A 24460-nucleotide genomic window follows, 5' to 3' on the forward strand; every position below is an offset into this window, starting at 1 on the left:
ACCAACTTCATATTGTCTAAGCCCATTGCAACAGGTTAAAGCCAAGATTTTTAAACCAGTCTTGGCTTTTTTATATTCATTTTTATACCGATAAAAAATAGTGTGGGTTGTCGTTGAAGCTTTGAACAGAAAACCTGTAATGGTTTAAATCATGTAACGACATAAAGCGTCAACAATCCTATATAAAAAAATAAAGCTGTTTTCTTTCAATAATAAATCCTGATATTTGTGTATTTTTATTTTTTATAGATTTACATTTCTGCTATCAGAAAATCACCAAAAGCATTGACCTTAAAGTTAACTTTAACCTTAGTATAGAATGACGGTCCATACGAATCGTATCAAACATTGTAATTTACTGACATAAATGAGAACAGCAATAAGTTATTCAAAGTGTAAATCATACACAGGAGAAATTAACATGGCATATGTTACGACAAAAGATGGTGTTGATATTTTTTATAAAGATTGGGGACCGAAAGATGCCCCAGTATTATTTTTTCATCATGGATGGCCATTAAGCTCGGATGACTGGGATTCTCAGTTATTGTTCTTTTTAAATGAAGGTTTTCGTGTGGTTGCACATGATCGTCGCGGACATGGACGTTCAAGTCAGGTCTGGGATGGTCATGATATGGACCACTATGCCGATGATGTTGCAGAAGTGGTCAAACACTTGGGCATTAAAAACGCAGTACATATTGGTCACTCCACTGGTGGTGGTGAGGTTGTTCACTACATTGCACGTCATGGCGAGGAAAATGTATCCAAGGCCGTATTGGTCAGTGCTGTACCTCCAATTATGCTGAAAACGGAAAAAAATCCGCAAGGTTTAGCCAAAGAAGTCTTTGATGACTTACAGAATCAGCTTTTTAAAAATCGTGCTCAGTTTTATCATGATCTACCAGCGGGGCCATTCTATGGCTTTAACCGACCAGATGCTCAACCTTCAGAACCCGTCGTATTGAATTGGTGGCGACAGGGCATGATGGGTGGAGCAAAAGCGCATTATGATGGAATTGTTGCATTTTCACAGACTGACTTTACCGAAGATTTGAAAAAAATCTCAGTGCCTGTTTTAGTCATGCATGGGGATGATGATCAAATTGTACCTTATGAAAACTCAGGGGTACTTTCTGCCAAACTGGTTCAAAATGGCCGATTAAAAACCTATAAAGGTTATTCACACGGTATGTTAACCGTCAATGCCGATGTAATTAATCCAGATTTATTGGCTTTTATTCGCGAGTGAACAGTTGTCGTTTGATCTAAAGCAGAATAAAAATAGAGGCCTTGAAGCCTCTATTTTTTATTAAAGTATCAGGTGGTTATTATCTTATTATGATGTAAGTCTTTGAATAAAATTAGTTCTTAAAATAATAAAAATTAAATGCGAAAAAAGGATTGACATTAAAGTGAGCTTTAATCTTAAAGTAAGTCCATACTTTATGAGGCTATAAAAATGAACGTCTTTGAAAAATTAGTTTTACCCAATGGTACTCAGATTCCAAATCGTATTGCAAAATCTGCGATGGAAGAGAATATGGCAGATCTCAATCATGCACCATCAGAAGAGCTCATGCGTTTGTATCAAGCATGGGCAGATGGTGGTGTTGGTTTAATCATTACAGGTAATGTGATGGTAGATCGTCGTGCGATGACAGGACCGGGTGGGGTGGTCTTGGAAGATGAACAGCATTTAGCGCACTTCAAACGTTGGGCGCAAATCGCACGTTCTCAAGGCGCGCAAGCATGGTTGCAGATCAACCATCCGGGCCGCCAAATGCAGTCAAATTTAGGTCAGCCAACGTGGGCACCCTCTGCTGTGGCTTTAGATTTAGGTAAAATGTCAGATCGTTTTAATACTCCAATTGAAATGACTCAAGCCATGATTGACGAAGTGATTCAACGTTTTGCCAATACCGCACGTTTGGGTGAAAAGGCTGGATTTACTGGTGTAGAAATTCATGCAGCTCATGGCTATCTACTCAGTCAGTTCCTTTCACCTTTAAGCAACCAACGTCAAGATCAATGGGGCGGTTCATTGGAAAATCGTGCACGTATTTTGATTGAGATTGTCAAAGCAGTACGTGCAGTGGTGTCATCAACATTTACAGTTGCTGTCAAACTGAATTCGGCCGATTTTCAACGTGGTGGTTTTAGTGCTGAAGATGCGCAGCAAGTGGTTCAAATGTTAAATGATCTGTCAGTTGATTTGGTTGAATTGTCAGGTGGCAGTTATGAAGCACCAGCTATGCAAGGCCAAGCCAGAGATGGACGGACTTTGGCACGTGAAGCTTATTTCTTAGAGTTTGCTCAAGAGATTGGCAAGGTTGCCCATATGCCGATTATGGTAACTGGTGGTATTCGCCGTAAACCCGTTGCAGAACAAGTCATTGACAGTGGGATCGATATGGTGGGGATTGCAACAGCCTTAGCGATCGACCCTAACTTACCCAACGAATGGAAACAAGGTCAGAATATCGCACCTGAATTGAAACCAATTCACTGGGAAAATAAAACCTTAGCTTCACTTGCCAATATGGCAACAGTCAAATTCCAGTTAAAGAAACTTAGTCGTGGGAAAACACCGAATCCTAAGGTTTCCCCTTTATGGGCCTTGATAGTACAACAGACAGAAACGACATGCCGCACACGTCAGTATAAAAAACGTATGCGTGAGTATTCACATTCAGCTTAAGTACAGTGCGTTGTTCAGATGTTGGATGTGATTCGACAGACTGTACTGCGACTCGAAGACGCTTTACTTGATGCTTAGGGATGATCACCCATTAAAGTAATGATGAGAATACTGATCAATCTTTTTGCAGACTCCAAGGTTTGAACATCATAGATCACTTATCAATGACCTATGCACAATCATGAGCTTAAAGTGAGATTTAAGCTCAATCGCTTTTACGATTTAGCGATAAGCTAAAGATGTTTAAACTTTATCATTGGCATAATAAAGATTCAGTAAACGGTTGGCGTTTTCTTCACAGGTGATTTCATCAGGCTTACTATTGATTGCAGTGATCATGCTGCGTAGGTTTTGCTTACTGATCAACAACTTTTGTTCTAGATCTTCAATATCTTTGATTTTACTTTCAAGTCGACCAATCAGAATATTATGATCCCACTTGCCTACATTTGAAGGCAGGAAAGCTTTGATTTCAGCCAATGAAAATCCAACTTGTTGCGCTTGCTGAATTAAAAATAATTGTTTGAGGTCATTGTCGCTATATTCACGATAACCATTAGATTTACGTTTTGCCTTGGGAAGCAGTTTGATTTGTTCATAATAACGAATCGTTGGGGTACTTAAACCACTTTGTTTGGATAACTCGCTAATGTTCATTTTACTGGCTTCCACTTGACATTAAAGTTAACTTTAGGCTTATAGCCGGGTAAAAGCAAGATGAAAAATAACGTTAAAGCTGAGGTCAATCAGGTTTAAACAAATATTGTGAGTCCTTTCGGTGGAAATTCTCCCATTGAATCAAAATCATTAAACATTTGTCGTGATGAGCTATATTGAAATTAAATAATGATCCATTTAAATATCAAAGGTTTGCAATAAATTCCTGCCATTTATTCGTTACTTGCTATGTTAACGATTAATTTCAAGTTGTTGTCCCTGACAATTCAAAAACAGCTGTTGTTGATGCCAAGCAAGTTGCCCTGAAACAATTGTGGTGCTGACCTCATAAGCAAATGTTTTATGCATAAATGGTGTCCAATTGCATTTCATATAGTTTTTTTGATCTTTCACTGCAATGTGTTGCTGATTTTCTCGAAGGATCACTAAATCAGCCCAGTAACCTTCTCGAATATAACCACGGTCTTTGATCCTAAATAGGTCTGCCACTTGATGTGCAGTTTTTTGAATCAATGTTTCAATACTCAGTTTATCTGCTGCAACCAGTTCCATCAGTGCAGGCAACGCATGTTGTACCAAAGGTAGGCCAGAAGGGGCATAAAAATATGACTGGTGTTTTTCATCCCAAGTATGTGGGGCGTGGTCAGTACCAATAATATCCAAGCGATTACTATTCGCTAGGGCATTAATCAAAGCATCTTTATCTTGCTGGGTTTTAATGGCGGGATTACATTTAATTAAGTGGCCCAAAGTAGCATAATCAGCATCATCAAAACTGAGATGATGGATACACACTTCTGCTGTGATATGTTTTCGATTTAAAGGCAGGTTTTTAAACAAACACAGTTCTTTCGCGGTGGTGATATGTAAAACATGCAACTGTGTGGCATATTTCTCGGCCAAAGATACAGCCAATTTTGAGCTTTCAAAGCAGACATGTTTATTTCTAATCTGCGCATGAATTTCTGCTGGAATATTTTCCCCATATTTTTGAAAATAGAAATTTTCTTCGGCTTTAATGGCAGGGGTAAACTCGCAATGAGTCAATAAAACCGTTGGAACATTTGCAAATAAGCGTTCCAAAACTTTAGGATCATCGACGAGCATATCACCCGTAGAAGCGCCCATAAAAACTTTAACACCACTGATTGATTTGGGATCAAGCTGTTCAATAATATTTAAATTATGCGCACTAACTCCAAAATGGAAAGCATAATTGGCCCGACTATGTTGTTTTGCAATCTGCTTTTTCTGGGTCAAAGCGTCTAGGGTTAAGGTGGCTGGATTGGTGTTTGGCATATCCATATAGCTGGTAATTCCACCAATTGTTGCTGCCATTGATTCCGAAGCAATATTGCCTTTATGCGCTGCGCCGGGATCTCTAAAATGAACTTGGTCATCAATCATGCCAGGAATTAACCACGAACCTTCAGCATCTATATTTTTCGCATGATAAGCCCCTGTAATATTGGGATGAATCTTTTCAATCCGTCCATGTCGAATCAGTACATCGGAATAATACTGCTTGCCTTCATTGACAATATTGGCATTACGAATAATAAGATTGGGCGAATTTTTAAAACTCATTGTGCAATGCCTTATAGCCTTGAACCAGTTTGATATTGGTGCTGACAACGCTTTCTGAAAACTCACTGATTGAAATATCAATGGGTGGAAATTGCTTTAAATCGGTTTTGGGATTGATATAACTCATTGCAGGTACATAAAAATGATCGGGTAAATCACGCCCATCAACCACTGCATTGTGACGAATCGCGCTGTGATGCCCCACTTTGCAATTAAATAACACACTGTTAAAGCCAACAAAAACATGATGTCCAATTTCACAGGGACCATGAATAATAGAGCGATGTGCGATTGAGGAATTTTCACCAATGATCACTGCTGCCCCAGCTTTGGAATGAATCACCACTCCATCTTGAATATTGGAATTTGCACCAATAATGATGGGTTCCATATCACCCGCGTCATTGATTTCATCTGCTCTGATCACTGCATAAGGTCCAATAAATACATTGGCATGGACAATGACTTTTCCGCAAATAATCGCTGTTTGGTCAACATAGGCTGATTGATCGATAACAGGGAGATCACCAGATGGGTTTTTTCTAAGCATGACTAGACCATTTTAAATAAGTTAAACAATGAGGGTGGTTGAGATAAGGCATTACCATTGCCAAGCGCCCAGAGCAACTGCGTCATGAGCATGTAAACTTTCCGCATGAATCACTTTAAAGTTAAAGCCTAGAATGCTGGGATGATGGATAAATGTGGCATACAAGCGTCTTAATGCATCTTCACAAAACATCAGGTTTTGACCATTCGCAACAGCAAAGGCTTGTTCATCGATACGTTTTACTGCTGTTTGTACGGGTGTCATCAAGGCTTGTTCAGCCTGATTAATAAATAAAATCAGTGGGATATACTGAATGTTTTGATCTAATTTGAAATTTAACTGAGCAAAACTTCTTTGGCTGTGAGGCGTTGCTGCAATTGCATCTGTGCTATTTAGCCAACTGAGGATTTCTTGTGGGTCTAACTGAATCTCTTGATTTTCCAATGCAGATGCAAATCTTTGTTGGATGATGTTTCTGGCAAGTGCTGCGGAACAAGGACAAGTAGATGAATAGGGAATTTCGACTTTTAATTCAGCATAAAAATCATCTTTTAAAAGCTGGCAGGACAACACAAAAGGATAGCTTTTCCAGCCAGACAATTGGCTGACTAAGGCAGGGCGCTCGATATAAAGCTCACTATGAATTTCGATTTTGGCATGCGCTGATAAATCTTTATGGCTGGCTAAGAAATCCAATAAAGCGTCTTTAATATCAAGTAGCGCTAAATTTTTGATCGTGCTCAATTTCAAAAGTCGGGTATACAAGCGCGACATATGAATACCTTTGGCAAACACATCATCCAAACTGACATAAGCATTCACTTGGCTTTGGCAAAGGCTATTTTCGAGATAAAGCGGAAGCGCGATTTTTTCCATACCGACCCAATCGAGTGGGTAGTAATAGTTTCTTGTGAGTGAGGATTCAGCCGAAACATCTGGAAGAACAAGATTCATAGGGGGAATAGCTTAAGTTGAAATACATATTGTTATGTTATAACATAACAATATTAATCAACACTACTCATCTGAGTTAAATTTACGCTATGAGATCATTGCAAATTGAGATGAACAAAAAATATTTGATCGGATTCATACTCTGCCTTTCTGCATGTAGTCAAAACAACTCAAATACAATTCATGCTATGCGTACAGTTCAGCAAGCGTCACCACAAGTGCCATTAAAGGCAGACTTTCCTCAGCAGCAAGGTATTTTAAAACAAGAAAAAAATCTGCCGCCTGCTTATTTAAAATGGCTCAGTGAGCCAGAAAATGCTGAAAAAGTTCAGGCTTATCAGCGCTTTTTAAAGCAACAAGGTATTTCTGCTTATGTTCCTACTTTTGAATTTTTACAAACAGCCAGAGATTGGCAACAATGTGATGCATCTGAATTTGAAGTTCCGCCACAAGAGCTGTGGGGCAATATTGTGCCAACATTAAAAATTTTAAATCGTCTTGTGGATGAAAAAATTTTAACCCAGTTTAGCGTGACTTCTGTCTATCGAAATTTCAAGCTTAATCAATGTGCAAAAGGCGCTGCTTTCTCCAAACATATTTTTAATGCCGCATTAGATTTTCGTATTGGTGATGAAAATCCAGACTTAAACCAACAGCTGATGATTCAAGAGCGCAAAGCAAAATTATGCCAATTTTGGCTGAATTCTGGTGAGGAACTTCAAATGGGCTTAGGCGTCTATGCATCAGGACAGATTCATATTGATAGTGCAGGTTTTCGTACTTGGGGGGCAGACCATCGCTATAGCTCATCACCATGTATCAATAACGCTTTAATTGGCAACAATAAAAAAGTGAGTGAATCGCCATGAAGCCAAATTTTATCCGTGACATCAGACAACTTTTAATACGAGAAATTCAAGCGACACATGTTTATCCACTATTAAACAATCTAAATCCTGATGTTTTTCAATCCTCAGCTTAGATTTATAGCAACTTGATAAACGCTGTAATCATCACCGAATGATTAAAGCCGAATCATCAAATTGCAGTGTTGAAAATGTATGTGCAAGCACAGCTAAAAATTTAACTCTAAAGCGATCTGTTTGGAGTTATTCAGTCAGTATTTTCATGTCGATCTCGATATGAAAACACAAAAATATAAAGTGAGAATGCCAATGAATACTCTTTTAGCCACTCCGCAAAAACTTCCCGTCACCGTGCTTTCTGGATTCTTAGGGGCTGGAAAAACCACTTTACTCAATCATATCTTAAACAATCGCGAAGGCCGAAAAATTGCAGTGATTGTGAATGATATGTCGGAGGTCAATATTGATGCCGCTTTAGTTCGAGAGGGCGGTGCTGAGCTTTCAAGAACGGATGAAAAGTTAGTTGAAATGAGTAATGGTTGTATCTGCTGTACCTTAAGAGAAGACTTACTGGTTGAAGTGCGTCGTTTAGCACAGGATCAGCGTTTTGATCAATTGGTGATTGAATCTACAGGGATCTCTGAACCACTCCCTGTTGCAGAAACGTTTACCTTTGAAGATGAAAATGGGATTTCTCTCAATGAGTTTGCCCGTTTAGATACAATGGTGACTGTGGTCGATGCTTATAACTTTTTAAAGGATTATAGTTCGCTGGATAGCTTACAAGCGCGCGGTGAATCATTAGGTGAACAAGATGAGCGAAATGTTGTTGATCTACTGATTGATCAAATTGAGTTTTGTGACGTGATTGTATTGAATAAAACAGATTTGATTGATCAAGACGAGCAGGAAAAATTATTTGGAATTTTGCAGTCTTTAAACCCAAGAGCAAAAATTGAAGTTTCTGCGTTTGGCAAGGTGAATCTTGATCGGGTGTTAAATACCCAGCTATTTGATTTTAACGAAGCGGCACAAGCTCCGGGTTGGTTAAAGGAATTAAGAGGTGAGCATACGTCTGAAACAGAGCAATATGGAATCAATAATTTTGTTTATCGAGCGCGCAGACCTTTTCACCCACAACGGTTTTTTGATTTTATCAACTCCGAATGGAAAGGCGTAATCCGTTCCAAAGGCTTTTTTTGGTTAGCCTCAAATCCCGAGTTTGCTGGATCTTGGTCTCAAGCAGGGGCGATGGCACGCCATGGCGTTGCTGGATATTGGTGGGCAGCAGTGCCAGATGAACATTGGCCTACAGATCAACAAAGTCGAGATGCAATTCAACAAAGCTGGGATGCTCAAACTGGTGATGCACGACAAGAAATCGTGTTGATTGGGATGCAGATGGATCAATCTGAACTTATTCGTCAATTTGATGCTTGTTTATTAAACGATGATGAAATGGCGCTAGGCGCAGAAAAATGGCAAGAGTTTGAAAATCCTTTTAGTGGGTGGACTGATTCTATCATTAGCCATTAATTCATTATGATCCATTCAATTCAGCCAAAGCATTGCTGAGAATACTTGCAAGTATGAGCGCTTTTAATTATACGCTCATGCTTGGCTTTATATTTTATTAAAATTTCGCTCTTAAGGTGAAAGTCACATTACGTGGTTCCCCCCAATAAACACCATTATAGAAACCTACATTTAAATAGTATTTTTCATCAAATAAGTTATTGATATTCACACTTGCAGTCAACTCATCACTTAACTTATAACTGGCAAAAGCATTGGCCAATACATAGGCCTTTTGTGTGACTACACCACCGTTATAGGCATTTGCAGGAGCTCCCCCCCATTTTTGTGAAATTTCACTTTGCCAATTCAATCCACCACCTAATGTTAGCTTTTCTGAACCTGTCCAAAGATTTTCTGGAAGAGTAATACTACTAAATAATTTTACTTGGTTTTGAGGAATATTGCTTAAAGCATTGGCGTTTGCAGAACTTACGCTATTTACATAGGTATAGCCGAAGCTAAGATTCCAATTTTCCTGTAACTTTCCAATGGCTTCTAACTCAAAGCCATTGACTTTGAGTCCTTTGCCCGATGACATATATGCAGTATCCATCTCATCTACTTTTGGAATAGTGCCATTTTTTACACCATCACGATATTCAACATCTTCTACCGCAAGGTCTTTGACACTTGACCAAAATAGAGCAGCACTGGTCAATAGCTTATCATCCAATAGATCCGCTTTAATCCCTAGCTCAGTGGTGCTTCCCATTTCAGGATCTAGATAATCGCCAAAACGATCTCGTCTAGTGGACGGATTAAATACATTGGTATAGCTGGTGTAGGCTGTATAAGTATCATTAATATCGTACAAAATCCCCGCATAAGGCACCAATTGATCAAAGTTACGTGGCTTTGTAGGAGAAACCGGGGCATTAGGATCCCACTTGTCAACTTTATAGTCATACGAGCTATAGCGTGCGCCCAAAATTAACTTAAGCGGGTCAGCTAGATTTAAACGTAAAGTTGAATATACCCCGTAAAGCTCTGTGGTATTGGTACTTCCAGCTCCAGTTTTCTCATAGGTTGGTTTTGGAATATTACCAGTCCAATTACGATAATCAGGTATAGCTGCTGGATACTCGAGATTGCTTTTTACACTCAATGAGGTATTTTCACTTTTAAAACCACTATAGCCAATAATTAAATCATGTTGGCGATTTAACAACTGAAATGGCCCTGTGGCATACAAATCAATATTGAGTTTTTTACTTTCAGCATAAGGGCTAACACTGGTCCATAGACTCAGCCCTTTTCCTGTGCTTGGGTCTGGAAAGCCACTACCACCATAAGCCACCATCCAACTATTATCCGAGGTGCTGTGGGCAATCGCTGCTTTAACCATCCAGTCATTGGCAAAAGTATGTTCAATATCAGCAAAAACGGTTTTATCGGTATTAGCAATTGAACTCCAGTCCGCAGATAAACTAAAGTTTCGCGGAAAATTTGCTTTGCTTCCATCAGCATTGAAATATGGCACTGTACCCCACGTTGAGCCTTTAGGATCGTTGTCTTGATATTGAAATCCGACTGAGGCTGTTGTTGTTGGGGTTAAATCTGCACTGATAATCCCCATTGCGGCTGTGGACTTGAGCTTATAACGATCCATATAGGATTCTTTATCGGTATACGCTGCCATGAATCGACTTCGAACACTGCCATCTTGAGTTAGTGGAATGGATACATCTGCTTCAACACGGGTATTGTCCCATGAGCCATAAGTTGAGCTGACATTGCCCTTAAACTCTTTTTCAGGACGCTTACGTACCATATTGATGGTTGCAGAAGGGCTGCCTGTTGAACCAGTTAAGCCAGAAGCACCTTTGATCACTTCAACTCGGTCAAAGAAAAAACTATCAAAGCGGGGAGCATTGTCTCCTACAGGCATACCATCAATTTGCCTATTGGTAATTTGAAAACCACGGGAATAGTAGTTAGAACGTTCACTGTCATTTTTAGTCGCGGTAACGCCTGGTGTTGCGGCAAGAACATCATCCAGAATGGTCAGCCCGCGTTGTTCAATTTGTTCACGGGTGACGACGCTTACAGATTGTGGTGTTTCTTTTAAAGATAATTTTAATTTTGATGAGCTTCTTGAAGATTTTGCTTTAAAACTTCCGCTTCCCTCAGTTTTTTCATCCTGAGCATCTGCTTTAACTGTAATGGTTGGGAGTACCGAAGTATTCGCTTCATTACTTTTTTGCTCTTGCGCAAAAGCACTATGGGAAATAGCACTGCAAATAAGAATTGATTTTATTGCAATGTTTAATGCCGTTTGTTTACGTAGATTGTCCATAAGAATAGAAATTGGTAAATAAGAATCGTTATTATTATCAATAAGAATACAAAAAGATACAAATAGAACATAATTTTTAAACTTTTTATTGGTGATATAAATACAAGATATAGTCGGATTTTTTAATTTAAATATATGATTTTTAAGTGTAAGTTATGAAGTGGTGGGTGTCATTTTTGAGTGTAAATTTACACTAATAAATTGCGAAATAATAAGCTTATATCTTTTTCCATTGTCGGTTTTCTTCTGAAAAATTAACCAGAAAAGAAATACCTGATTCATCACCAACAAGATATGAGGATGGGTTTACCATCAGTACCTTTAATAAAGTCCCAGTTTCAATAGTAATTGGTTCTAAATCATCTTTATTTAAGGTAACGGGTTGGAGTAATTCAATGATTTCCACTTTTATACTAACCTATTGTTTGAACATAAAATTCTATAAATAATTATTGCACAGCGCGATGAGCTTTGCTGAGATACAGCGTTAAGAAACGCAACATTGATGGGGCTTTATGTAGCCTAAACATTTTTAAAGTTTCACTGTTGTATAAGGCTAAGTTTTCTCTCAGCGGAAAACTTAGCTTAGACAGTTTTAAATTTTATAAAGTAATCGTTGCACCAAGCGCTTTAACAAATTGGGCTAACCAAGCAGAATGTGCTGGCCATGCTGGCGCTGTTACCAGGTGTCCATCTGTGACTGCTTCAGTGACTGCAATATCTGCATATTGTCCGCCTGCGAGTTTAACTTCTGCGGCACATGCAGGATAAGCGGAACATAAGCGTCCTTTTAATACATCGGCTGCGGCAAGCAGTTGTGCACCATGGCAAACAGCGGCAATTGGTTTTTTAATCGCATCAAACTCGCGAACAATTTCGATTACTCGATCATTCATACGTAAATATTCAGGTGCACGACCACCCGGAATCACTAATCCAACGTAGTTTTCGCTGTTAACTTGGTTAAAGTCATAGTTAATTGCAAAGTTGTGACCACGCTTTTCACTATAGGTTTGCTCACCTTCAAAATCATGAATCGCCGTTGCGATTGTATCGCCAGCTTTTTTATCAGGGCAGACTGCATGAACACTATAGCCCAATCCAGTGAGGAACTGAAAAGGAACCATGGTTTCATAATCTTCAACATAATCACCCACTAACATTAGAATTTGTTTAGACATTTTTACACCTTTTGTTTAAATTTTATGATTTATTTCATGTAAAATAGCATGCTCTAGTTGCAGTTTTAAGTTGAATTTATACGGCTTTAGTCTTAATTTAACAGACTTAACTGTAATAAAAATTGTATTCAGTGATGAATGAGAAAAATATGAAAAAGTGTCTATTGGGTTTAGTGATTGCGGCGGCTACCATGAGCAGCCATGCTGCGGTAGAAGAAACAGTGTATAGAGGAATGGGCGAGGCATCTGCACAGTTTCCAAGCTTTAAAAAGATGCAAAAGCAGGGGCTAATCAATAAAAAACCGGATATTTCAAGAAATGACTATAATGATGTATATAAATTAAAAAAACCGCTTCAATTTATGGGACAAACGGTTGCACTGCTATCAGACGAATATATGACACAGTATGCTGGATGTTGTGTTAGTGAGGGTTGGGGAGCGGTTTTAGCTAAAAAGAGTGATATGAAACTCTTGACTCAATTTGCCAAAACCAACCAGTGCTCATTAAGCAAAGTAGAATCAGATGCCAGTAACTATTATGGTTTTAAACTGAAAGCATTACCAACAGCAGAATATTATGAGCTTTCTTGTCGTGAACGTGATTTAGAAAACCAGCAGTAAAATAGATAAATTAAGCTATATAGAGCAGTCGCGATTTAAATCTCTTATGCATTATAAATTTTCTCCCTCTTTGCTTTGTGTGATACACGGCTTAGAGGGAGGGAGATGTCTTGACAGACTCTTTATGAATGAATCTGTTTAGGCGGTCTTGATCAATATCTATAGAATTAAAGCACCTGTACCAGCACCAATCACCATTAACCAAACTGGATGAACATTCTTAAACAGACTTAGACAAATAGTGATGGCGACGATTGCGATCAGTAAAATATTTTGAGCAGAGGCTTGGGCAATAATCCAAGCACTGACTAAAACCAAACCGACTGTAATAGGTTTTAACGCCTTTTCAAATTTCGCCCGAAGTGGATGACTTTTAAAATTATTCCAAAATTTAAGTGCATAAATGGTGATGATTGAAGACGGACCAAACTTTGCAAAAGACGTCACGATCAGTCCCATTGGCCCTGCGACATGCCATCCCACCAAGGGAACAATCATCATGTTTGGACCTGGTGCAGCTTGCGCCATTGCAAACATAGAGCTGAATTGCTCAGCAGTCATCCATTGGTGAATCACAACCACCTGATGTTGCATTTCAGGTAAGATGGCATTCCCGCCACCAAAAGCCAATAAAGACAGTTGAGTAAACACTAAAGTCAGTGCAATGAGAACATACATCTTATTTTACTCCTGAGTCACTTTAGTTTGATTAAATGCTAAAACTGCCATATTCACGGTGATTAAAATCAACAGCGTCAGTGCCAAGGGCAATTTAATCAACAGCATAAAAATAATGGTCAAGATAATGGTGAAATAGGTTAGCTTACTTTTCATAATTGGTTTTAACATCTTAAAACCTGTAGCAAACAGTAGACCCGCAGCAGCGGCAGCTAAACCTTGAATCATGTGTTGCACCATTGGGATATCTTGAAAACTGCTATATAACTGGTACAACGAGATAACAATAATGGTCGGGGCCAGCATAAGACCAAATACCGCACTAATCGCACCTTTTACTCCAGCAAAGTCATAACCAATCGCGACTGCCATATTTACAATATTCCCACCGGGTAAGATTTGGCAGACACCCAACAAGTCGGTAAATTTTTCAGATGTTAACCATTTCTGATCTTCTACAATTAAACGATGTGCGAGAGGGAGTACCCCACCAAATCCCATGAGACCAAGTTTCATAAAGCCTAAAAATAATGCTTTGCAATTGGGTGTGGTCATGGATTGTTCCATTGGGATTGCTTCAGTATTCATTTAGACCTCTTCAATTTGCTGTGATGTACTTGGCTTGAATGTGATTATCTGCTTGTTGAGTCATAAAGAAAAATGCTATTTTTGCTGTTATTCATACCTAAAAAGTATGCTTTAAACGTGAATTAGCACGATAAAAATGAAAAGATCGATATTGAGGCGAAAAGATGATTGATATTCATAAGCTTAATGCGTTTGTGGCGGTGGTTGAGGAAAGTAATATTTCTCGGGCAGCGGTACGTCTGAATATGCAGCAACCGCCTTTAACACGAATTATCAAAAACTTAGAAGATGAATTAGACACAGATTTATTGAAGCGTTTACCGCGTGGCGTAGAAGCAACTGAAGCGGGTAAGGCCTTATACCAAGAGGCACTCACTATACTTGCGCATGCACAGGCTATTCCCAAACGCGTGCAAAATATTTCTAAAGGTTTGGAAGGGCAAATCAATATTGGTTTTACCAACTCAGTCGGCTTACATTCCTTTTTACCTGCTTTACTGCGTAATTTTCGTGAAGTATTTTCAGCGGTGTCTATTCATTTGGAAGAAGATGGCAGTAGCTCATTGATTGATTCGATTATCAATGAAAAGAATGATATCGTTTTTTTGCGTAAGCCTGCGCCGATTGGTTTGGGACTCACCAGTTTGCATATACTTGATGAGCCTTTGATTGTGGCATTGCCCAATAATCACCCCTTAGCCGAACATCCTGATGCCATCCAATTACTTGATTTAGAGCCTTATGATTTTGTGCTGTATCGCCGTTTAGCGGGACAAGACTTGTTTGATAATATTTTGGCTAGCTGTTATCAGGCTGGATTTAGTCCAAAGATTGTTCAAGAAGCCCCACGTTTAACGTCGAGTTTAAATTTGATTGCAGCAGGGATTGGTTTGTCGATAGTTCCAGAGGCTATTCGAGATTTTTGGAACAAGCAAATTATTTACAAAGCGCTTAAAGCGGATACGCCGTGTATTGCACCAATTTATGCAGTCTATAAGCAGGATGCTGAAAATATCCGTTTAAAACATATTTTAAATTTGCTCGCTTAATTTATAGGTTGACTTGCTAAAGCTCTAGCTAAATAAGTGGATTTATATATTTTGGATGTTGGTGTTGCTCACTGGGACTAAAGATCTAGGTTTAGATTGAGCTATTTTGGAATAATTTATGCTTTGAAATTCTATCTTGAAAATAAAATCAGTGAATCATTGCATTTTTGCTACACATAAAGCCTGAGCTCAAGATTACTATTATTGTTTTAAATTCAAACCTTAGAAATAGAATTGAGGATATCGCTTTGAAACTTGGATTTGTAAAAAGTGTTTTAGCATCTGCAATCATGTTGTCATCTGCACCACTATGGGCTGAAACAACAGGGCAAATCACTCAAACCACTTCAGCTATTGTGAAAGATCAAAAAAAATCGGGGATTGATCATCAATATTTTGATCAAAATGTAAAAGGAAATGATGATTTTTATCAACATGTAAATGGAGGGTGGCTGAAAAATACCGAAATTCCTGCAGATAAATCACGTTGGGGAACTTTTGATATTTTGCATGAAGAATCATTAAAACAATTGCATGATATTGTCGATGAGCTTTCAAAACAGCAATTGGTGGAAGGAAGTTCAGAGCAAAAAGTGGCAAGTCTATATGCCAATTTTATGGATGAAAAAAGTATTGAAACATTGGGTATTCAGCCGATTCAAGCGGAAATTACCAATGTTGATGCATTGAAAAGTAAAAAAGATATTGCGCAATTGGCCGCACATTTTTCACGTATTGGTGTAACCAGCCCTTTTGATGTGGGTATTGACCAAGACATGAAAAACTCAACTGAAATGGTGGCAATGCTTGGGCAAAGTGGTTTAGGGTTACCTGATCGTGATTATTATTTAAAAAATGATGCCAAATTTAAGAAAATCCGTTCGCAATATTTAAAGTATATTGAAAAAACTTTAAGCCTAGCTGGAGACAAGCAAGCCGCCCAGCATGCGCAAGGGATTTTAAAATTAGAAACGCAAATCGCCAAGATACAATGGAGTAATGTTCAAAACCGTGATGTAACAAAACTCTATAATATTTATAAAACACAAGACTTAGCTAAACTTAGTCCAAAAATTGATTGGCAAACTTATCTAGAAAAACAAGAATTGTCCGATAAGATTAAAACGATACAAGTCATTCAACCAAGTTACTTCAAAGGTTTAAGCCCAATTGTTGACAATACCTCACTAAAGGTTTGGAAAGCTTATTTTAAATTTCATTTAGTCAGTGATTTTTCATCATTGCTTAGTCAAGCTTTCGTAGACAATAGCTTTGATTTTTATAGCAAACAGCTCAGAGAAATCAAGGAACAGAAACCACGTTGGAAGCGTGGTGTACAATTGGTTGAGGGAACTTTAGGTGAAAGTTTGGGCCAGATTTATGTGAAAAAGTATTTTTCTGCTGAGAAAAAACAACGCATGGAAGTCTTGGTGCAAAACTTAATGAAAGCTTATTCTCAAAGCATAGAGAAACTGGATTGGATGAGCCCAACCACGAAAGTTCAGGCGCAGAAAAAGTTAGCAAGTTTTGCGGTGAAAATTGGTTATCCAAACAAATGGCGTGATTATTCTGCTTTAGAAATCAAAAATAATGACTTGATTGGAAATGTGATCCGTTCACGCGAATTTGAACATCAATATGCCTTGAATAAATTGGGCAAGCCTGTTGATCGTGATGAATGGGGCATGACACCGCAAACCATCAATGCGTATTACAACGCTTCTTTAAATGAAATAGTCTTTCCAGCAGCAATTTTACAACCTCCATTCTTTGATATGGATGCCGATGATGCAGTGAACTATGGTGCGATTGGGGCAATTATCGGACATGAGATCAGTCATGGCTTTGATGACCAAGGTAGTCAGTTTGATGAATTGGGCAATATGAAAAATTGGTGGACGGCAGAAGACCATCGAAAATTTAAAGAAAAAACCAATACATTGGTTGCTCAATATAACGCTTATGAGCCAATCAAAGGCTATCATGTCAATGGTGAGTTAACTTTAGGCGAAAATATTGCTGATAACTCTGGATTGGCAATTGCTTATAAAGCTTATCAACTGTCTTTAAATGGCAAGGCTGCGCCAGTGTTGGATAATTTAACAGGTGAACAACGCTTTTATATTGGTTGGGCACAAGCATGGCGTTCTAAAATTACTGATGCAATGCAAGTTGAATTCTTAAAAAGAGATCCGCATTCACCTGATAAAGTTCGTGGCAATGCCACCTTGCTAAATCAAGCACCATTTTATGATGCTTTTCATATTCAGCAGGGCGATAAAATGTATTTACCTGCCAATAAACGCGTGACCATTTGGTAATAATCTGACCTAAAAGCCTGCCAAGCTGTATCAAGACTTGGCAGGCTTTTTTATATTTTTTCACATGTTGTATAAAAAATGGCAGTGGAATAGATGTCTAGATAGAGCTTTTTAAGTTTTAACTTAATTGATTATCTCTAATCATTTTTTATGTGATTCTCTTATCACTTTATTTCGATAAATAGTCAATAAATTCAATATAATAAGTTTGTTGTTTTGGGCATTTTAAGATATTTTTATGCATAAATATAATTGAGAAATGTCCGGTGAATTTAAAAACATTCTTATTGTTGGGTGGGGTCGCTTTTGTATTGCAGGGTTGTACAACCATGAATACATCAACATCAGATGCTTTTAAACAATATGCTTCTGCTCAAGAACTCATTGATAAGCACAATATTAATGAAAATAATAGCGCATCTAAAGAATATGTTTATGATTGGGGATCAAAACAAAGCGATCAGCAGGTGCAGTCTTTAACACCGAAAAGTTATTTAAGCCGTTATTGTAGCGCCAAAGGTGGTCATTTTTCTCAAGTGCAAAAAAGTACAATGAGTTCGGTTAAGGATATTTGGGCAAAAAAATTATTAAATACTTATAGTAGTGTTAAACAGGGGATCGGTGCATACCAATGTATTGAAAGTAATGGTCAGCAATGGTATGTATCCATCGAACCTTTATCTGAACGTAAACTCGATCAAACTGGAACCCGAGTTGTAAATTTGCAAACCAAAGTTTTATCTTTGGATGAGCTTAATAAATTCTATAACAACAAAAGCAATATGGCGGCAGTTGCTCAAGAAAAGAAATCTAAAAATAGTCATTCAAAAAGCAGTGATGCAAAAAGCACTGATATAAAAACGAATAATTTAAAAAATGCTGCTATCAACAATGTAGCAAAAACTACCCCTGTTAAAGTCATGGAAGAAAAAAAGCCAGTCGCTGCAGCTACAGAGGAAGTAAAAGAAAAGTCTCAGCCTGAAAAAACAATAACGACACCGCAGTCACAACAGATGCAATTATATATTTCTGCACGCAAAGAGTTAGGGCGTGGGCAAAATCAGATCAATGCCTGTAACAATGCTGAACGTGCTTATAATTATGGGCGCTTGCATGGAACAAGTGGAATTAATGTCTATGCTGAGTCAGGTGTATTGGTAGCAAGATGTTTAACCAATGTGCCAAGTTATAGTCAGCGTTTTTCTAATCCGCAAGATCGAGCCAGACGAATTTTGCAGAATTTGGCGAGTAATCAAAATCATGCAGTTGCCAAACATATGCTCAAGCAGATTAAGTAATGGAATGAAGTGTTTCACTTCAACGAAGTGAAACACCCGAATAAATGAAAAGCTTTATTCATCATTCAACGAACATTCAAAACTACTCGGATTTTCTTTACAGCGAACTTTTTTGAGGAAATTCATCATTTGTGGATCATAAATACCTGATTTAGTCAGTGCAATACGAGATTCACGCATCATTTTGATATAGTTCAGTTGTTCATTGGCAGGGATATTCATCCAATATTTTGCAGGAATTTCTTTTTCATATTTGGCTACGATGTTAAATGTTCTACCCAATTGGCTTGCGACCCAAGTTCGAGATTTTTGTCCAAAGCCTTGAGGGAATTTGTCTTTGCGAATAATAAAATTGGCCGAAATTTGAGTCAGTGGAAATTTTACAATTCCGCCTTTTTCTCCTAAGCCCTTATAGAGCTCAAAGGGTTTAAATGCAACAACAGGTGCAGGAAGGATATCAATTTCATGATTGTTAAATTTAGCGCCTGCACTGGTGACATCAACAGAAACAGCTTGTGCGCCCACTTGTTGAACCAATTTTGGTTGCGCTTCGTCATAACGGAACACCCCAATTTTTTTACCAGCAGCTTTGGCTAATGTGTTGATATTTTTGTCATTTACAAATAGATATGCTGGGCCAATTGTACCCAATCCTGCAATTTCATAAGGGCCATTGATCATCTTTTCCGCTGCTCGGGGTAAAGATAATAATTTATAGGCTGAAATGGCTGTTTTCATATCCGTTAATGCGCCGATCGCGTCTAAGGAGCCAATATATTTATTAAATTGGCGACCACGTAAACCACTGATAATGGCACCATCACATTTACCCACTTTTAAGTCTTCTGCTGCGAGCCTTTCGTCAGTAACGGCTCTTAAATCTATATCAGCGCCCCAATTTTTTGCTTCAAGTGCATAATCTTTAGCTAGGGCATATGCATCACCTGCTTTACCAACCGGATCAAAAACACATACAACTTGCTTTGCAAAAGCAGGCATTGAAAGTGCGAATAAAGTAGTTATTGTGAGAGTTTGGACCATTTTCATATATATTTCCCTATAAACAGTTATGGAATATCTTATTAAAACGTATGTGCTATTGATGAACTAATGACCAACAGGATTGTTTTTTATGTCAGAAAATCCAACAAATGTAGGTTTTTTGGGTGTGGATTATTGATTGAGATTCGAGTCATGAGATTAGATCTTTAATCAGTTTGAGTTAGATGATGGATTAAGAAAGTATTTTATTTTTGAAATTTGAGATGCTTTCTATTTCTAAATACAATATAAATATTGAATCGAGTTTAGCACAGCAAATAAGATTATTTTTAGTATAGGTTGTTTACAGAGTCATAACAGGCGAACAGGTAGCGCTTGTGATACAAAGGATTTAATTTCGAATTGGACTTTGTTTATGTCACGCCAAATTTTCTCCTCAATGCATTCTAAATTTTCCCATATGGGTCGTTCTGTGTTTATGGCGACGGCATTAATGGGAACAGCACAATTTGCTGTCGCAGGGCCAACCGTCGATCAACTCAGTGATTGTTTGGTAAAAGCAACTACAGCAACAGATAAAACTACAGTATTACAGTGGACCTTTGCTGCGCTATCTACACACCCTGATCTAAAAGCATTGAGTAATGTCAGTGATGCACAAAGAACACAACTCGATCAAAAGTTTGCTCAGGTTTTGCAACGGGTGATAGTAGAGCAGTGTTCCGCACAGACCAAAGCAGTGATTGCAGCTGAAGGTGTGCAAGCAGTAGGTGACAGTTTCCAAGAGTTAGGTCGTACGACAGGTGAAGATATTATTAAAAACCCTGAAGTGAAAAAACAGTTACAGGGTGTATTGCGTTATATCGACTTAAATAAATTGGTGATGACGTTTTTAACCCCAGATATTTGGAATAAGTTGGGTGTGATTCGTCCATAAATCACTTTACCTTTACGGAGCAAGACTTCTTCTCTGTTTAAAGGAGTGGGAATCTTCATGACTCAATTGAAATCATTATAGAAATCTCAACGAAGCTCCTCTTACTATTGAAAGGGTTTGGGGAGTGGAATGAATACATCAAGAAAGCTTGTTTAAAGTGGCATTGTTAAAATTAGATTGAGTTTTGGTCTGTAAAAAATTGGTGATTGAGGGTATTTAAAAGATCGGGTTTTTTCAGTGATTGCATGTTATCTTGATGATTTGATTCAAAGAAAGCTTTAGGTCAATTTAATGAATTTTGAAAAACTCTTTTTATATAAACAATGGTCAGATCAGCGTTTATTTAAAGCCATAGATCAAATTGATCAAGTGCAATATTTAGAAGATTATAATTTTGCCAAGCAACAATTCAATCATATGATCATTGTCGAAGAGTTATTTAGATCTCGGCTAGAAAACAAAAAAGCGTTGCACAGCCAAACCAATACAGAATTTTTACCCGCCTTAGATGAACTTAAACATCGAATTGCTGAATCATATTTATGGTTTATTGAATTTGTACAAAATATTGGATCGGATCAACTTGCTGAAATTATTCATTTTCAATTTATAGATAAAAAAACGGGTAGCCTATCAATAGAAGAGATCCTCTTTCATATCATCAATCATGGAACATACCATAGAGGCAATATCGCGCATGCTTTGCATCATGCTCAGGTGGTTCATCCTGCCGATACATATACGGTCTTTATTCATCAGTATGAACCTGAGCGTAGAGTGGGATAAATCATTATCATGATATATGTAAGATGTTGAATTAAAAAATTTAAGTGAATAGATAAATAAACATGGACAAGAAAGCAGTCAAAATTTTACTTAAAACTATTAAAAGCTCGCAGGATCAAAATTTAGAGAGCTGGTTTTATTGGGATACATACATGCAATTCATTACTGAAGATGAGTTTGAATATGCAAAAAGCCATTCCGTTATGTTTGAACAAGAAAAAATAAGTCACAATGAAATCTGTCGAAGAATAAAAACAGCAGTTAATCAAATTGAAAAGCAATCTGTGGTGGATGCATTTATTTACAGTCTAAGTACAAGACGATTGGAGTATCGATCTTTTTTATCAAGTTACTGTATTGGTAAAAGTTTGATTGAACATGACTTTGTTTCCAGTCCAGAACCAAACTCAAATATATGTGCAGTTTGTGGGCTATATACGTATGAGTTTGAAAGACTCATTGAGTTTAATACACTCAATTTCTTTAAATACAAACATGGAAGCTGTACAGACAATTTGATTTCTGTTTTATTTGATTTGGAACAATTTCTTAAATTTCCTGTCGTTGAACCAAGCGATGAAGATTACAACATTCTAAATGAACTCAAAACGATAATAGAGACAGCTCAACCCAATGACAGAATAGCTCAACTTAAAAAGAGTATTTCTAAAGCACTCAAGTCCAATGACGATGAGCGTTTGGGGCTTTTAGAGATTTTTGGAGTGATTGGTATTTTGCATGATGACAAGCATTTTGGCTATGCAGATAAATATGTGACATATCCAGAAAGAGAGCATCGACCGATTAGAAATGATGATGTGAACTATCCAACACGATGGTGGCAAGGACAGTTTGGAGTTGATCGTGAGAAATGGGATTATTGGTTTAATAATAAATAATCGGTAGCGTTTCTCATCTCATAAACGGAGGGAGAACATCCATTATTGGATGGATAGCATGATTAAGATCATATGAAGCTCTTTCTCCATTCGGGAGAGGGTTGGGGTGAGGGAAACTTCTCGCAAAAAAATGACATTGAAAAGAAATAATCTATTTGGATATCTGGGAGAGATTTTAAAAACTCAGGGTATATATTTTATGAACTATAAGATTGCTCTTGAATAGTATCCTTCTGCCGACACATATACAGTCTTTATTCATCAGTATGAACCTGAACGTAGAGCGCTTTGATAGTTTATAATTTGATAATTTTTAAATAGCAGATGATTTTTGCTTTCTGATATTAGAAATAAGTTAGGTATGCGAAATCAATCGTTGTCTAATTTGTTTAAAATTTAATTGTTAAAAATTAACCAATACGTATAATTAATTAAATGATACGTATGAGGTGAAATCTTATGCAAGCGAAATTGACTTTATCTATAGATAAAAAAGTGATTGAACGGGCGAAACTTTATGCTCAGGAACATGAGCAGAGTGTTTCGAGTTTGGTTGAAGCTTATTTAGATCGTATTTCAGCACACACTGAAATTTCGAGTGATGTTCAAGCGCCTATTACTGGACGTTTGACTGGGATGTTTGCCGTTCAAGATCAAGGGCAAGATTATAAGGCATTGCTTTCTGAGGCTCGTATGGAAAAACATAAATGAGCGAGCGGATATTTATTGATTCTGATGTAATTTTGGATGTGGCTTTAGCGCGTCAGCCTTTTGTTGAAGCAAGTCAAACTGTTGTAGCGTTGTGTGAGAAAGGGCATTTTACAGGATGCATTTCTTCGAACAGTGTTGCCAATATTTATTATATTTTGCGTAAGTTGGGCGGTGATGAGAAAGCGCGTCTTTTCATTCAACAACTTTTAAAATTCTTGGTGGTTATCCCTGTTGATCATGTTGGGATTTCTCAAGCGTTGGTGTCTAAGTTTTCTGATTTTGAAGATGCAATTCAATATTTTTCTGCGTTGAGTTTTGGTTGTAGCAAAATCGTGACGAGAAATATTCAGGATTATAAGTTTGCTGAAATAAGTGTTGTTTTACCGAGTGCTTTTATCGACTGATGGTATTTTGCCAGATAAAAAAATGAGAAAAATAATAGATTTAAATGTATGCCAAATTTTAAAAACTCAACATATAAATTCTTTAAACAAAGAAAACCCGCTCTAAAACGGATTTTCCTTTTTAAACTCAATCAGCATGATCAATCAATATTCTTTTAATGCTTTGGCTTAAAGCAAGGTTGGTTTAGTTTAATGAGCAGGCTTTACCCTGATACTCATAGCGATTTAGCTCATAACTTTTACCATCCCAACGATACACCGCAAAACATAAACCTGGACCTCCATTTTCAATATCAGGCCACCCGTCTTTGCCTGTGCTTTTTAGAAAAGTCGGTATACCCGCGTTTTCAAAAATAGTTTTCCATTTCCCATTTTTTTGTTGTGCAATAAGGTGGTATCCCACACCTGTATTGCCATAACACATACTGCTGTAGTCTGAAATAACAGCATCATTTAGACCATCTTTATTTAAATCCCGATATACAGTAATTTCACCTGTTTCGCATTTTCCTTCCCAACCATGTTTGGTTTTTGCAAAACCTGCTGCTTTAAAAATCAAGTTGGCTTCTTTTGAAGGAACATTAACTTTCGTTTCTGCAAAAGTTGTAGTTGTGAAAAGGACAAGTGTTGAGAGAGTTAGGATAGATATTTTCATTTTGACCTTGAGTTTTGAGCACTAGATTAATGTTTTTAAAGTAATAACAGCAAAGATTTCTTTTGAAAGTGTAACTGTTTCTGGAAAATAAAAAAGTAATAGTGAAGATAAAATGACT

General features: G+C 37.6%; 24 protein-coding genes. 13 read left to right on the forward strand and 11 right to left on the reverse strand.

What is annotated here, in order from left to right; all coding sequences use genetic code 11:
• The first annotated feature begins 421 nt into the window (after nt 1–421).
• Nucleotides 422–1252 carry an alpha/beta hydrolase gene (locus L3V46_RS05485; RefSeq protein WP_004717468.1) on the forward strand — a complete coding sequence of 277 codons (831 nt, stop codon included), beginning with the start codon at nt 422–424 and terminating at the stop codon, nt 1250–1252.
• Nucleotides 1253–1462: 210 nt separating this feature from the next.
• Nucleotides 1463–2701 (forward strand): NADH:flavin oxidoreductase/NADH oxidase family protein, encoded by a 1239-nt coding sequence (locus tag L3V46_RS05490; protein WP_239045149.1) that lies wholly within the window; start codon nt 1463–1465, stop codon nt 2699–2701.
• Between the two features lie 243 nt (nt 2702–2944).
• Here L3V46_RS05490 and L3V46_RS05495 read toward each other — a convergent pair whose 3' ends face one another.
• The 4 genes from L3V46_RS05495 to folE2 all read right to left on the reverse strand — a co-directional run bounded on the left by L3V46_RS05495 (nt 2945) and on the right by folE2 (nt 6470).
• The gene (locus tag L3V46_RS05495; RefSeq protein WP_239045150.1) at nt 2945–3358 is read right to left on the reverse strand and encodes a MerR family transcriptional regulator; all 414 of its coding nucleotides are present in this window, start codon (nt 3356–3358) and stop codon (nt 2945–2947) included.
• Between the two features lie 252 nt (nt 3359–3610).
• Nucleotides 3611–4966, reverse strand: coding sequence for a dihydroorotase (locus tag L3V46_RS05500; protein WP_239045151.1), 1356 nt, complete (start codon nt 4964–4966; stop codon nt 3611–3613).
• Nucleotides 4956–5516 carry a hypothetical protein gene (locus L3V46_RS05505; protein ID WP_004823366.1) on the reverse strand — a complete coding sequence of 187 codons (561 nt, stop codon included), beginning with the start codon at nt 5514–5516 and terminating at the stop codon, nt 4956–4958. The genes L3V46_RS05500 and L3V46_RS05505 overlap by 11 nt, the downstream gene beginning before the upstream one ends.
• A 51-nt stretch (nt 5517–5567) precedes the next feature.
• Entirely contained in the window at nt 5568–6470 is a 903-nt protein-coding gene (gene folE2 / locus L3V46_RS05510) for a GTP cyclohydrolase FolE2 (protein WP_239045152.1), read from the reverse strand.
• Between the two features lie 110 nt (nt 6471–6580).
• Here folE2 and L3V46_RS05515 point away from each other — a divergent pair, with 110 nt between their 5' ends.
• Both L3V46_RS05515 and zigA read left to right on the forward strand, forming a co-directional pair.
• Nucleotides 6581–7339, forward strand: coding sequence for a D-Ala-D-Ala carboxypeptidase family metallohydrolase (locus L3V46_RS05515; RefSeq protein ID WP_239045153.1), 759 nt, complete (start codon nt 6581–6583; stop codon nt 7337–7339).
• Between the two features lie 306 nt (nt 7340–7645).
• The gene (gene zigA, locus L3V46_RS05520) at nt 7646–8872 is read left to right on the forward strand and encodes a zinc metallochaperone GTPase ZigA (protein WP_035372001.1); all 1227 of its coding nucleotides are present in this window, start codon (nt 7646–7648) and stop codon (nt 8870–8872) included.
• Between the two features lie 97 nt (nt 8873–8969).
• On the opposite strand, the gene L3V46_RS05525 is transcribed toward zigA, so the two are convergent.
• From L3V46_RS05525 to L3V46_RS05535, 3 genes are all read right to left on the reverse strand, one after another.
• Nucleotides 8970–11210 carry a TonB-dependent siderophore receptor gene (locus tag L3V46_RS05525; protein ID WP_239045154.1) on the reverse strand — a complete coding sequence of 747 codons (2241 nt, stop codon included), beginning with the start codon at nt 11208–11210 and terminating at the stop codon, nt 8970–8972.
• 217 nt (nt 11211–11427) lie between these two features.
• The gene (locus tag L3V46_RS05530) at nt 11428–11616 is read right to left on the reverse strand and encodes a hypothetical protein (protein ID WP_239045155.1); all 189 of its coding nucleotides are present in this window, start codon (nt 11614–11616) and stop codon (nt 11428–11430) included.
• Between the two features lie 196 nt (nt 11617–11812).
• Entirely contained in the window at nt 11813–12391 is a 579-nt protein-coding gene (locus L3V46_RS05535) for a DJ-1/PfpI family protein (protein ID WP_239045156.1), read from the reverse strand.
• A gap of 149 nt (nt 12392–12540) precedes the next feature.
• Between L3V46_RS05535 and L3V46_RS05540 the strand changes: the two genes are divergently transcribed.
• Nucleotides 12541–13014 (forward strand): hypothetical protein, encoded by a 474-nt coding sequence (locus L3V46_RS05540; RefSeq protein WP_239046753.1) that lies wholly within the window; start codon nt 12541–12543, stop codon nt 13012–13014.
• Between the two features lie 159 nt (nt 13015–13173).
• Here L3V46_RS05540 and L3V46_RS05545 read toward each other — a convergent pair whose 3' ends face one another.
• Complete coding sequence (locus L3V46_RS05545) at nt 13174–13692, reverse strand: chromate transporter (RefSeq protein WP_004823357.1); 519 nt, start codon at nt 13690–13692, stop codon at nt 13174–13176.
• A gap of 6 nt (nt 13693–13698) precedes the next feature.
• Complete coding sequence (locus L3V46_RS05550; protein WP_004717445.1) at nt 13699–14280, reverse strand: chromate transporter; 582 nt, start codon at nt 14278–14280, stop codon at nt 13699–13701.
• 164 nt (nt 14281–14444) lie between these two features.
• On the opposite strand from L3V46_RS05550, the gene L3V46_RS05555 reads away from it, so the two are divergent.
• The 3 genes from L3V46_RS05555 to L3V46_RS05565 all read left to right on the forward strand — a co-directional run bounded on the left by L3V46_RS05555 (nt 14445) and on the right by L3V46_RS05565 (nt 18948).
• Complete coding sequence (locus tag L3V46_RS05555) at nt 14445–15329, forward strand: LysR family transcriptional regulator (protein ID WP_239045157.1); 885 nt, start codon at nt 14445–14447, stop codon at nt 15327–15329.
• A 248-nt stretch (nt 15330–15577) separates the two neighbouring features.
• Entirely contained in the window at nt 15578–17650 is a 2073-nt protein-coding gene (locus tag L3V46_RS05560) for a M13 family metallopeptidase (protein ID WP_239045158.1), read from the forward strand.
• A 266-nt stretch (nt 17651–17916) separates the two neighbouring features.
• Nucleotides 17917–18948: a hypothetical protein gene (locus tag L3V46_RS05565; protein WP_239045159.1), complete on the forward strand. Its 1032-nt coding sequence runs from the start codon at nt 17917–17919 to the stop codon at nt 18946–18948.
• Between the two features lie 54 nt (nt 18949–19002).
• On the opposite strand, the gene L3V46_RS05570 is transcribed toward L3V46_RS05565, so the two are convergent.
• Complete coding sequence (locus L3V46_RS05570; RefSeq protein ID WP_154129234.1) at nt 19003–19995, reverse strand: putative solute-binding protein; 993 nt, start codon at nt 19993–19995, stop codon at nt 19003–19005.
• 370 nt (nt 19996–20365) lie between these two features.
• On the opposite strand from L3V46_RS05570, the gene L3V46_RS05575 reads away from it, so the two are divergent.
• From L3V46_RS05575 to L3V46_RS05595, 5 genes are all read left to right on the forward strand, one after another.
• Entirely contained in the window at nt 20366–20887 is a 522-nt protein-coding gene (locus L3V46_RS05575; protein WP_056518050.1) for a hypothetical protein, read from the forward strand.
• Nucleotides 20888–21178: 291 nt separating this feature from the next.
• Nucleotides 21179–21673, forward strand: coding sequence for a DinB family protein (locus L3V46_RS05580; RefSeq protein WP_239045160.1), 495 nt, complete (start codon nt 21179–21181; stop codon nt 21671–21673).
• A 62-nt stretch (nt 21674–21735) separates the two neighbouring features.
• Nucleotides 21736–22572, forward strand: coding sequence for a hypothetical protein (locus L3V46_RS05585; protein ID WP_239045161.1), 837 nt, complete (start codon nt 21736–21738; stop codon nt 22570–22572).
• Between the two features lie 459 nt (nt 22573–23031).
• A complete protein-coding gene (locus L3V46_RS05590; protein ID WP_239045162.1) occupies nt 23032–23283 on the forward strand; it encodes a DUF6364 family protein in 252 nt (83 codons plus the stop codon).
• Nucleotides 23280–23687 (forward strand): PIN domain-containing protein, encoded by a 408-nt coding sequence (locus tag L3V46_RS05595; RefSeq protein ID WP_239045163.1) that lies wholly within the window; start codon nt 23280–23282, stop codon nt 23685–23687. Before L3V46_RS05590 ends, L3V46_RS05595 begins: the two co-directional genes overlap by 4 nt.
• A 184-nt stretch (nt 23688–23871) precedes the next feature.
• Here L3V46_RS05595 and L3V46_RS05600 read toward each other — a convergent pair whose 3' ends face one another.
• A complete protein-coding gene (locus L3V46_RS05600; RefSeq protein ID WP_239045164.1) occupies nt 23872–24342 on the reverse strand; it encodes a hypothetical protein in 471 nt (156 codons plus the stop codon).
• Nucleotides 24343–24460 lie beyond the last annotated feature (118 nt).

The sequence above is a fragment of the Acinetobacter sp. AG3 genome, from assembly GCF_022343575.1.
Taxonomy (GTDB): domain Bacteria; phylum Pseudomonadota; class Gammaproteobacteria; order Pseudomonadales; family Moraxellaceae; genus Acinetobacter; species Acinetobacter guillouiae.